Source organism: Pseudomonadota bacterium (assembly GCA_022361155.1).
Taxonomy (GTDB): domain Bacteria; phylum Myxococcota_A; class Polyangia; order Polyangiales; family JAKSBK01; genus JAKSBK01.
Genome location: JAKSBK010000460.1, coordinates 1 through 10,844 on the forward strand (window position 1 = coordinate 1; position 10,844 = coordinate 10,844).

At 67.3% G+C, this 10,844-nt stretch carries 9 protein-coding genes; 7 read left to right on the plus strand and 2 right to left on the minus strand.

Translation table 11 applies throughout. The annotated features are described in order from the left end of the window. The first annotated feature begins 197 nt into the window (after window positions 1-197). Window positions 198-809, plus strand: coding sequence for an ABC transporter ATP-binding protein (locus tag MJD61_17315; protein MCG8557022.1), 612 nt, complete (start codon window positions 198-200; stop codon window positions 807-809). After that, the gene (gene fetB, locus MJD61_17320) at window positions 806-1,603 is read left to right on the plus strand and encodes an iron export ABC transporter permease subunit FetB (GenBank protein ID MCG8557023.1); all 798 of its coding nucleotides are present in this window, start codon (window positions 806-808) and stop codon (window positions 1,601-1,603) included. Before MJD61_17315 ends, fetB begins: the two co-directional genes overlap by 4 nt. 43 nt (window positions 1,604-1,646) lie before the next feature. Here the strand turns inward: fetB and MJD61_17325 are convergent, their stop codons facing one another. After that, complete coding sequence (locus MJD61_17325; protein MCG8557024.1) at window positions 1,647-2,726, minus strand: hypothetical protein; 1,080 nt, start codon at window positions 2,724-2,726, stop codon at window positions 1,647-1,649. A gap of 920 nt (window positions 2,727-3,646) precedes the next feature. Between MJD61_17325 and MJD61_17330 the strand changes: the two genes are divergently transcribed. From MJD61_17330 to MJD61_17345, 4 genes are read left to right on the plus strand one after another with little or no spacing between them, the layout of a single operon-like run. Next, window positions 3,647-4,717, plus strand: a complete 1,071-nt coding sequence (locus tag MJD61_17330) for a DUF1611 domain-containing protein (GenBank protein MCG8557025.1) — start codon at window positions 3,647-3,649, stop codon at window positions 4,715-4,717. After that, entirely contained in the window at window positions 4,714-5,784 is a 1,071-nt protein-coding gene (locus tag MJD61_17335; protein MCG8557026.1) for a dipeptide epimerase, read from the plus strand. Before MJD61_17330 ends, MJD61_17335 begins: the two co-directional genes overlap by 4 nt. Then, window positions 5,781-6,233 carry a universal stress protein gene (locus tag MJD61_17340; protein MCG8557027.1) on the plus strand — a complete coding sequence of 151 codons (453 nt, stop codon included), beginning with the start codon at window positions 5,781-5,783 and terminating at the stop codon, window positions 6,231-6,233. Before MJD61_17335 ends, MJD61_17340 begins: the two co-directional genes overlap by 4 nt. Before the next feature lie 49 nt (window positions 6,234-6,282). Then, entirely contained in the window at window positions 6,283-7,350 is a 1,068-nt protein-coding gene (locus MJD61_17345) for a response regulator (protein ID MCG8557028.1), read from the plus strand. Between the two features lie 60 nt (window positions 7,351-7,410). Here MJD61_17345 and MJD61_17350 read toward each other — a convergent pair whose 3' ends face one another. Further along, complete coding sequence (locus MJD61_17350) at window positions 7,411-9,681, minus strand: hypothetical protein (protein ID MCG8557029.1); 2,271 nt, start codon at window positions 9,679-9,681, stop codon at window positions 7,411-7,413. Between the two features lie 294 nt (window positions 9,682-9,975). Between MJD61_17350 and MJD61_17355 the strand changes: the two genes are divergently transcribed. Then, on the plus strand, window positions 9,976-10,844 hold an 869-nt coding region (locus MJD61_17355; GenBank protein MCG8557030.1), incomplete at its 3' end, for a hypothetical protein.

The window sequence follows — 10,844 nt, forward strand, 5'->3', positions numbered from 1 at the left end:
CGCCGTGGTGAAGGGAGCTCGCCACGAATTCTACGTGGACGATAGCCTGGTTCTGACGAGCGACGACGCCGTCATCACGGGAGGTGGAAGCGTGGGCGTGCGCGCGTTCAGCCTCAGCGCTCAGTGGGACGATGTGCTCGTGACCGAAACGCGCTGACGACCCGAGGGTCTTCGAAGGCGCGAGACGCTGTGGCGCCATGCGTTTCGAAGCACAATCACTACGACGGACTTTTGGCAGCCGAGCACTGTTCGAAGACCTGTCTTTCTCGCTCGGGTCCGGCCAGACCCTGGCGGTGTTGGGGCCGTCTGGCACGGGCAAATCCCAGCTGCTGCGGGCGCTGGCGTGGCTGGATCCCCTGGAGGCGGGTAGCGTACGGCTGGACGGGCGGATCCCCTCCGAGCTTGGTATCCCTACCTGGCGCGCCCGGGTGGCCTACGTGCCCCAAGTCGTGCCGGAGCTGCGTGGGACACCCGCACAGTACGCGAGCCAGATCGAGGCGTTGCAGGCGCAGCGTGGCCGCAGCAACGACGACGCCTTCGCGCTTGCGAGCAGCTGGGGCCTGAGCCCGGAGTCGTGGCGCCGGCCCTGGAGCAGCCTGTCCGGGGGTGAGCGCCAGCGTGCTTACCTGGCGCTGCGGCTCGCGCGTCGGCCCGACGTCCTGCTGCTGGACGAGCCCACATCCGCCCTCGACGCGGGAGTGAGCTTGGCGCTGGAGGCAAGCTTGCGAGCAACGCCGAGCGTATGGGTCACGCACGACGCTGCGCAGGCCGAGCGCGTGGCAACGCAAAGGCTCGAGCTCGGCCCATGACGAGCGCCCTGGACATCGGCTGGCCGAGACTCGCCTTCGCGGCCGCTCTGCTGCTGCTGAACGGCGGGCTTTCGCTGCTGCTGGGCCTTCGCCTGGAGCGCAAGCTCATGCTGGCCGCCCTGCGCACGGCCGTTCAGCTCACGATCCTCGGCTATCTGCTCGTCCCCATATTTCGCGTCGCCCATCCCGGGCTCGTCCTGGGTGTGGCGTCGCTGATGGTGGCGCTGGCAGCCCGGGAAGCGATCGCACGCTCCGAGCGGGGTTACGCGGGCGCCGTGGCGAGCACGTTCGTGGCGCTGTTGCTGGGTGCCGCGCCCGCGGTCTGGGTGGGCACGGCGCTGGTCATCGAGGTCGAGCCGTGGTGGCACGCGCGCTACCTCATCCCCCTGGTGGGCATGGTGCTTGGCAACGCACTGACAGGCGTGAGTCTCGGCATCGATCGCTGCCTGAACGAGCTCGATGAGGGTCGTGGCCGGGTGGAATCCCTGTTGAGCTGCGGAGCGACGCGCTGGGAGGCCGCGCGACCCGTGGCGGTCGAGGCGCTCAGAAGCGCCATGATCCCCATCCTGAACGCCATGAGCGTGGTGGGGCTCGTCACGATTCCGGGGATGATGACGGGGCAGCTGATGGGAGGCACTCCACCCACCTTGGCTGCGCGCTACCAGATCATGGTCATGTTTCTGATCGCCGGAGCGACCGCCCTGGGCGCCGGCTTCTCGGTGCTGTTGTGCCTGCACAGGTTGTTCGATGCCGAGCACCGCTTGCGCGTCGAGCGGATGAGCAAGCGCGAATGAACCTGGACTCTTCGGAGGGAGCTTCGGGAGCGTGCTTTCGCGCTCATGGCGGTGGTGGCACAAACAGCACGCTCCATAGGCCGTTCGCGCACGTGGCGTGGGCTGCACCGCAGCTGCCGTAGCTGCATGTCAGCCCCTCGGTCAGGCACGGCGTGCCGTTGTGCGGGGCCGCTGCAGGGCACTCGGGTGGCCTGGGTGGCACGCAGGACCACCTGTGGGTCATCCCCGGCGGCGGCGCAACGCCCGAGCAGACCGGTGCGCAGGTGCAGTCGTTGCCCTGGAAGCTGCACGGCCGGTCGCTGCTCGGGTTGCACCAGCCCTGCGGCAAGCCGGAGACGCATGCCGGCAAGGTCGAGGGGCAGCTGAGCCAGGTGTAGGCGCAGCTCCCGTCGGGCTGACGCTCGCACGGTCCAGGCCCCGAGAAGTTGATGCCGTCCGGGCAGGGTATGTTCGGCGCGCCCGGTTGCGGTCCGCATTCGCGCGCGGTGCAGGCACGCCCCTGACCCACACACTGAGCGGGGCAGGGGCAGGTCACGCACTGGATCTGCCGGCATTGCTGGCCGAGCCTGCAGTCTTGCGCCGTTCGGCAACCGGTCACGCAGCGCTGGCCGGCGGGACCGCAGCCTTCGCACACGAGACCACGCATGCATTCGCCATCGCTGGCGCAGGGGTCGCCTGGGCCCCCGCCCCCCGCAGCATCCTGGCAGACACCTTGGCCCCGGACGCACAAGCGTCCCGGGCCGCAGTCCACGTCGGTCTTGCATGGCCGCGAACAACGTCCCGGGCCGTCCACGGGTACCAGGCGGCCCCAGCAGATCAGGCCGGGCTGGCAACGCGTCGCGTGCTCGATCGGGGTGAACCCCCCGCAGCTCTGACCCTCCTGGCGAAACGGCGTGCATTGGCTGGGCCCGCTGAGCGTGGGCCGGCACCAACCGTTCGGCGCGCACTCAGCGTCGCTGGTGCAGGCGCTGGCTCCGGTGCCACCGGCTCCCGCAGCCCCGGCCAGCCCACCGGTTCCGCCGATCCCTGCTGCTGCAGCACCGCCGGCGGTTCCAGCCACGCCACCGAAGCCGCCTGCACCCGTTGCGCCGGCGGACCCTGCGGCTCCCGTTGCTCCTGCCACACCGCCTGCGGTTCCCGCGCTGCTGCCGGAGCCGGACATTCCCGAGCCGGACAGGCCAGGAAAGCCTATGAAGCCACCAGCTCCAGTAGATCCGCCAGCCGCAGATCCGCCAGCCGCAGGGCCGCCCGCGAATTGCCCGGGCGGCCCGCTGGTGATGCCGCAGCCTGCGATTGTGGCGGCGGCGACAGCGCAGAGCGCTTGGCGAGCCCTGACCCCGTGTTGCCGGGATGGAGTCCGGACCGATGCCCCACATCGCCTCGTCACGGCAAGAGACCCACGACCTACGATCATCCTCCGGCTCCCGGTCCGATGTTGGACACATTCCTCATCCCGTTCATGTGCTCTCCTTGGGCCACGCGAGGCCCGGCAGCTTCTGGCTCGTAACCGTTCGGCCCCTGCAAGTGGGGCGTTGTTGGGCACGAATCCCTGCCGGCACGACAGCTTGTTCAAGTTATTCGGTAACACAAATCGTGCCAAATTGGGGGCGTGGCGGCCTCGGGACGGCTGGCTAGCTCCACGCAACTGTTCACGGGGTGACCACGCTTGCACGACGGCTTCCCGGGCGGTTTTCTGGGCGGCTTTCGTCCTCGGCCTCGCCCTGCGCTGCAGCCGATTCCAACCGCAGCCCAGCACTACTCCTCGGGCGATTCCTGCGGGCGTGCTCGCCCAGAAAACCGCCTTGAGACCCGACTGGCTGGGGCCTGAACAGCTACAGCTCCACGGACTCGCAAGACAGCACCGGACGTGGCTCGCGGGTGGTCCCCAAACTCGCCCGGACGTGGCACAGGGTGGCACGAGCGCCTCTCTTTCCCGGTCGCGGTAGGTCGGTTCACCACCGATCACAAACTCCGAAACGCCAAGGCGTCGAGTCGCTGTTCGCACCCTGGCACGGGAAGCGCCCTTTGGCTAAAGTGCCGCCGATGCGTGAAGGCGCGATCCTGCTCACCGGCGAGCTCTTTCGAACCGTTCACGGCAAGACAGCCCACGCGCTGGTGAGGGGCCCGAGCCGTTACCGCATCCAGGGCGTCGTGGATCCGCAGCTGGCAGGACGGGACGCCGGCGAGGTGCTCGACAGGGTGCATCGCGGGATTCCGATCGCCGGCTGCTTGGCGGATTTGCTGGATCGAGCTTCCCCAGCGCCGACGTACTGCGTCGTGGCCGTGGCAACGGCCGGCGGTCGCCTGCCTCCACAAATGCGCCAGGAGCTAGTGCAAGCCGCGCGAGCCGGTCTCTCGCTCGTTAACGGTCTGCACAACCTGCTCTCGGATGATCCGGAGCTCTTGGCGCTCACCGAACAGCAGGGCGCTCGCATCATCGATCTGCGCAAGCCCAGACCCACCAAGCAGATGCGATTCTGGTCCGGCGAGAGTCTCACCCTGGACACGCCGCGCGTGGCTGTGCTCGGCACGGACTGCGCGATCGGCAAGCGCACGACCTGCTCGCTCTTGACCGATGCATGCCGGCGTCGGGGATTGCGCGCGGAAATGATCTACACCGGCCAGAGCGGCTGGCTGCAGGGCTACCGTCACGGCTTCATTCTCGATGCGACGCCCAACGATTTCGTGTGCGGCGAGCTCGAGGCGGCGATCCTGGACTGCCAGCGCCAACAGGAGCCTGACCTGATCCTGCTCGAGGGGCAGTCAGCGCTTCGTAATCCTTCCGGGCCCTGCGGCTCCGAGTTCATAGTCTCGGCCGGGGCCCGCGCCGTCATCCTGCAGCATGCTCCAGGTCGTGAGTTCTTCACGGACATGGACCGGCTCGGCTGCCGCATCCCCGGGATCAAGGACGAGATCGCGCTCGTGCGGCTCCTTGGTGCCGAGGTCGTGGCCGTGACGATGAACGATCAGGATCTTGACGTCGCAAAGGCCGCGCGGCTCCAGTCAGCGCTTCGGCAAGAGCTGGCTCTGCCCGTTGTTCGCCCTCTGAGCGAGGGCGTTGACGGGTTGGTCGAGGTGCTCTGCTCGCGTTTGGCCCGGAGGCAGAGCACATGAGGATTCGGCGCGTCGAGAGCTGGAAGCAATCGCTTCCGCTCACCCGTCCGTACACGATCGCCACGCGTGAGATCTCTTCGGTCGAGTTGTTTTTCGTCAAGCTCGTCGCGCAGGAGGGACTCGTAGGTTACGGCTCGGCTTCCCCCGCAGAGCACGTGACCGGCGAATCGGAGCTCGCCTGTGGGTCGGCCCTTGCGCCGGAGCGTCTGGAGTGGCTCGAGGGCCGTGACGCGCGCCGGCTCGGGGCGCTGAGCCGAGAGGCGGAGACACGGCTTCGCAGCGCCCCTGCTGCCCGAGCCTGCTTGGACATGGCCCTGTACGATTTGTTTGCGCGCTCTGTGGATGTTCCGCTGGTCGAGTTTCTTGGCAGGCAGTACAGTGCTCTGCCGACGTCGATCACGATTGGCATCAAGAGCACCGAAGCCGCGTTGGACGAGGCGCAGGAGTACGTCGGCCGGGGCTTTCGCCATCTGAAAGTCAAGATTGGCCTGGATCTGAACGCCGATATCGAGAGGGTACGCAGGCTGCACGAGCGATTTGGCAACTCCGTCGCCATCCGCGTCGACGCCAATCAGGGCTATACCCGCGAGCAGACGCTTTGCTTCAGCGAGGCCGTCGCGGGCTTGGGCGTCGAGCTTTTGGAACAACCGCTCGAGGCCGCGGCGCTCGAGGAGATGAGGACGCTGCCGGCCTCGCTTCGCCGCAGCATTGCCGCCGATGAGAGCCTGCATGACGAACGAGATGCCGTGCGCGTCGCGGCGCCGCCGGCAGCCTTTGGGATCTTCAATATCAAGTTAATGAAGTGCGGTGGCATACGTTCGGGGTTGGGGATCGCCACCATCGCCGAAGCGTCGGGGCGCGAGCTCATGTGGGGGTGCATGGATGAGAGTGTGATCAGCATCGCCGCAGCCTTGCATGCGGCGCTTTCCGCTCCGGCGACGCGCTATCTCGACCTCGATGGCAGCTTTGATTTGGGGCACGACATGGCGGAGGGTGGCTTTTGCGTGGAACAAGGAACCTTGAGAACGACAGACCGGCCCGGGCTGGGCGTTTGGGGAAGATCATGACACAGGTAGGTACGATTCTCGTTGCGGTAGACTTCTCTGACGATTCGCTGGCGGCGCTGGACGTTGCGGCTGACATGGCTGGCGATCCAGCGACCAAATTGGTGCTTGCACACGTGTACTGGCCACAGCCCGTGGCCCCGCCTTTGGCCGTACCGAGCTTCGAGCAGGTGCAAGCCGAGATCGAGCGCGAGATGAATAGTGCCGTCCGTGACAAGCTGGCGGAGCTGCGCAGGCTCCGTCTACCTTCTGCCAACGACGTGAAGCTGGAGATCCTGCCGCATCGCAGTCCCGCTCAGGCGATCTGCGAATGTGCGCAGCGACTCGGGGCAGACTTGGTGATAGTCGGCACGCGCGGCCTCACGGGGCTGGCCCACCTGCTCATAGGTAGCGTTGCCGAGAAGATCGTGCGGCATGCGCCATGCAATGTCCTGGTCGCCCGCAAGGCCTAAGGTATGGGTGCGCGTAGAGCAGCGAGCGGGTGATCCATGGGCTATAGCGATGCGTAGCGACACGCAGGCCAAGGAGCGCGTCATGGCAAGTGGCACAGGGGTCGGCCCCACCAAGGGTCACGTGTTGGTGGTGGACGATGACGAACGGATGCTGCGCAGTGCATGCCGCAATCTGAAGCAGCTTTCGTTCAGCGTGGTCCCCTCGGCAAACGCCCGCGACGCGGAGGCACTGTTGCGCCAGCGCCAGTTCTCGGCGGTGTTGAGCGATCTCAAGCTCTATCGCGCCGTGGACAAGAGCACGCCTTTGGCAGCATGGATAGCACGAGTCTACCGCAGCACGCCGGTGCTGGTCATGACCGGCGAGCGCGACGTCGAGACCGTCTTCCGCCACCTGGGCACGGCGAGGATATGGGGGGTGTTGCCCAAGCCCTTCGCGCTGCAGGAGCTCGACGAAGCGCTCGACAACGCCCTCGAGCAGGGGCGCCTCTTCGATCATCAGCAAGAACACGAGGCGTGCTCGATCACCACGACGCTGGTGAGGGCTTTGACGCTCAGGAATGCGCGTGCCGGTCTGCATGCCCGTCGCGTCGGCCGCTGGTCTTGGCTCCTGGCGGCGCGGCTGGGGCGTCCGGTGGACGAACGCGGCATGTACGAGCTAGGCGGCACCCTGCACAACGTCGGGCTGCTGGTGGCAAGCGACGAGGTGTTGTCCCGTCGAGCCCCTGCAACGCAGCAGGACGCGGAGCCTCCACGCGAGCACCCGCAACGTGGCGGCGAGCTTCTGTCCGGCATCCAATGCCTCGCCGAGGCGCGCGACGCCGTGCTGTACCATCGTGAGCGTTGGGACGGCGGCGGCTATCCATCCGGTCTCAAGGGGGAGCAGATCCCGCTCGCTGCCAGGGTCGTTGCACTGGCCGAAGCGTACGAGGCAATGACCTCGGAGGCACCCCTTGGGCAGGCGCTGACTCACGCGCAAGCCGTCTACGAGATCGCAGCGCTCGCCGGAGCTCGGTTCGATCCTGCTGTGGTGGCCGCCTTCGCTGGCTGCGATGAGCAGACCTGGCTCGCCGCCCGTACCGATACCGGCGCCGCGCAAGGCCTCCGTGACCGTGGGTAGCGCAGGCACGTCGCTGCGGTTGCAGGGCGCTTCGGTTTCGAGGCGCTACAAATCGCAGCGCTACAGTTTCGAGGCGCGCCCGAACCAGCTCATGTTGAGCCCGGTGGTGAAGTTGCTGGCCACGGCCAGGGACTTGCCAGCCTGATCCTCCGCGTAAAGGTCGATGCCCAGCTTGAGCGCCAGCAGGGAAGTGAGCTCGATTTTCGCGCTGAAGTGTCCGCGCAGCGTCTGCTGGGCCTTACCCAGCCAGTCCGAGGCGAAGTAGTTGGCGCTGGCTTCCAACTCTACCTTGCGCTCCTCGCCCTGGGTGATCACCCAGGGCTTGAGCACGACCTCCAGACCCGCACCAGGCAGAGCGCGTCGCGCAGGGTCGAGGAGCTGTGTCTCCAATCCGGTGGCGAGCTTGATGGTTAGCTCGGCGCTCAAGGGGACACCCAGTCCTACGGTGGGACGCAGGAGCATGTGACGGAACTTTCGCGTCTCGCTACCTGGCAGCGTGAACTCGCTCTCCAGGTAGCCTTCGACGTAGGGGTCCGGCACGTAGCGGGTCTGCTCTGGGCGGCGCAGCCCGCGCCAATGGAAGGTGGCCCGGGCCGAGAGCAAGTCGTCACCTTCGGTGGTCTCGAGCCGTTCGGTAAGGGCCCGGGTGGTCTGGTAGCGTCCCATGGCCAGCAGCTCGAGCGCCCAGTTGCGGTGAGCGGCATCCAGGCGCCACTGGGTGCGGCCCCCCAACGTGAGGCTCTCCTGCCGGTTGAGCTGTGCGGCCTCGTAGCTGGGCGCGGCAGGCATTCCAGCCATCGCGGTCCTTTGATGGTGGACCGCCGTGCCAGCGAGTCGGGTCTCTGCGTCGATGCGGTAGGTCCATACGGTGCTTCGATCCGGGGCTGGGAGCGTCTCGCGAGGATCGGCATGCCTGCGCATGGAGAGGTAGCGGCGGATCCGTGTCCGGGAGGGTGCGAAACCGAACGGCTGCCAGTCAACACCCGGAGGCAGGTGCTCGTGTGCGGCGAAGCGGCTTGCAACCACCCGATAGCGGTCGCGCGGATCGGCCTTGTGTCCGGCGATGCGCAAGTCATCACCGTTTCCTTGCAGCCCAACCAGGCGCAGTTGCTTCGCCTCGGTCAGGGTCGCCACCTGGGCGAGCCAACCGGCAGGCACATTGGCCAGGACCAACGGCTGATTCCACCGCAGCGCGACCTCGAGATCGCTGCGCGTCAAGCTGTGCTTGCTGACCGGCTTCCAGTCCGTCACAAGCTCCTCCTGTTCCAGCACGGCGACCTCGGCACGGGCGAGCGCACGGGTCACTTGCCCGCTCAGGTTGAGCAGCTCCTGGGGCGACAGCGGTGTCCTCAGCGCCGCGCCGGGCAGCGCGCGGGCCCACTCGCGGCAGTACCTCCGGCCAACCGCGTCCATCCACGCCTTCACGGCCGGAGCGGGCTCCGTACCGTGCAGTGCGGGTCGTGCCAACAGGTCATGAGCCGTGCCCATGGTCGCCGGTCGTACGTGAACCTCGAGCACCGATCCGGGTGAAGTGCCAAGCAGTGCGGGACGCAGCTTGGGCGTCCGCGCGAACAGCAGTTGGCGTCCCGCGGTCGAAGCGAACAGCAAGTCTGGCCGGCCGTCGTCTGGCAACTCGTCCGCCAGCGCCAGCAGTCGCGAGGCCGCGTCGTCGCTGCGCCAGGTATCGAGGGTTGCGACCACGAGATCCGCCCCCAGCGCGCGCGCCTCCCGCACCTCGCGCCCGAGGGCGCGGGCCGGTTCCTCCACCCGAAACTCCCTGCCCAGGTCTCTGCTTACAGCCAGCAGCGCACGTGGCGTGAGCAAGCTGACCACGGCCACATGCATGCTGCCCACGGCATGCAGCGAGACCCCGTCGGCCGCGTCGACCAGGTGCTGGCACAGCTCGCTGGTGCCCCTGCTGCAGTGCAGGTTGCTGGCGATCACGGGAATGCCCCTGGCCCGCAGCGTCCGCACCATCGATACGAGTAGATGGAGCTCGCTCTGCAGATCGTCTGCACCCAGCGCCAGGGCCCGATAACCCAGCTTCTGCACGAGCGTGGCGAGGGTCTGAGGGGCTCGTTTCAAGGCGAAGTGCACGACACCGCGAGGAGCGAGAAGGCCGCCCGTGTCGACGATCAGCGGGCGGTCGCTCGCTCGTTGCTGCCACTCGAGGGCGCTCGCAGGCAAAGCAAAGCGACCCGGAGCCAGCGACCGGGAAGAGTCGCACACGGGCCGAGCGAACTCCCCCTCCACGCCTGACGTAACCAGCAGTCGGGCCAGGGGCCTTGGCGCAGCCTGAGCATGCGCGATCACCGGCAGTAGTAGACTCACGGCCGGCAACAGCCGGATCCAGCGCCAGCGCCGGGTTCCCGGCGCTCGATGTGCCTTGCTGTGGATGGTCGATCTCCGCAGAACGGGTCCTTTTGCGACGAATCGGGCGCGATCTCAAGCCTCCAGAGCCAACCCGCATCGGCCAGCAGCCTCCGGCCGCTGCAACTATTCGCAAGCCGCGTGGCCGATCCACCCGCGCTTGCCGCCCCGTCCCCGTGTCCAGAGGATGCGGGCCATGGCCCGCTACCATGCGAAGCCAGGTTCGGCGTCCTGGGCGGGGTTGGACATGATAGCGTGCGGCTTGTGTGGCTGGTTGGCGTCGACGAGAACGGTCTTGGTCCGCGGCTCGGCCCGTTGGTGGCTACCGCGATCTGTGCCGAGACTCGGCGCTACCGGCGCCCGTCCCTGTGCGAGCTGGGGCGACGTCTCGGCATCCACGACAGCAAGCTGACTTCGGCCTTTGGCAAGATGCGCCACACCGAAGGCATTGTGCTGGCCTTGGTGGAGCGGCTGTCGGGAGCGCTGCCACGCGACGCCGACGCGCTGCTCGCGAGCGTCTCGCTGGCTGGCCTGGCCGCGCTCAGGGCCCCCTGCCCGAAGCATTCGGCGCCGCAGTGCTGGCAGACCCGGTTGAGTCTTCCTGCCTTCGGAGGTGACATCGGCTGCGGCCATGCCGCGCTGCAGCAGCTTGCCAAAGCGGGGGTGCGTTTGCGCAGGGCGCGATCGCTGCTTGCCTGTGCGCGGGTGTTCAACGCTGAGTCGGCCAGGCTCGGCTCCCGATTCGCGCTCGATGTTTCGATGTTCGAACGCTTGCTCGTCGATGCACGCGAGGCTTCGCAGGCTGATCTTGAAGCTCGCTGCGGCATGGTCGGCGGTATTCGTGGCTACGTGCCCTATTTCACACTGCTCCGACCGGACGACGTGCAGGTGCTTCGTCAGGCCACGGGACGCGTGAGCTATCGCGTGGCCGGGCTCGGTCGAGTTCACTTTGAAGTGGACGCCGACGCCCGACATCTGCTCGTAGCCCTTGCGTCGATGCTCGGGAAGTACCTGCGCGAGCTGGCCATGGAGAGGCAGAACAGGTTCTACGCTCGGCATGGGCGGCACCTTGCGGCAGTGAGCGGCTATCACGATCCGCGCACCCGCCGTTTCATCGAGCAAAG

Coding starts and splice junctions, on each gene's coding strand:
- MJD61_17315 (MCG8557022.1), top strand. CDS start 198: ATGCGTTTCGAAGCACAATCACTACGACGGACTTTTGGCAGCCGAGCA.
- fetB (MCG8557023.1), top strand. CDS start 806: ATGACGAGCGCCCTGGACATCGGCTGGCCGAGACTCGCCTTCGCGGCC.
- MJD61_17330 (MCG8557025.1), top strand. CDS start 3,647: ATGCGTGAAGGCGCGATCCTGCTCACCGGCGAGCTCTTTCGAACCGTT.
- MJD61_17335 (MCG8557026.1), top strand. CDS start 4,714: ATGAGGATTCGGCGCGTCGAGAGCTGGAAGCAATCGCTTCCGCTCACC.
- MJD61_17340 (MCG8557027.1), top strand. CDS start 5,781: ATGACACAGGTAGGTACGATTCTCGTTGCGGTAGACTTCTCTGACGAT.
- MJD61_17345 (MCG8557028.1), top strand. CDS start 6,283: ATGCGTAGCGACACGCAGGCCAAGGAGCGCGTCATGGCAAGTGGCACA.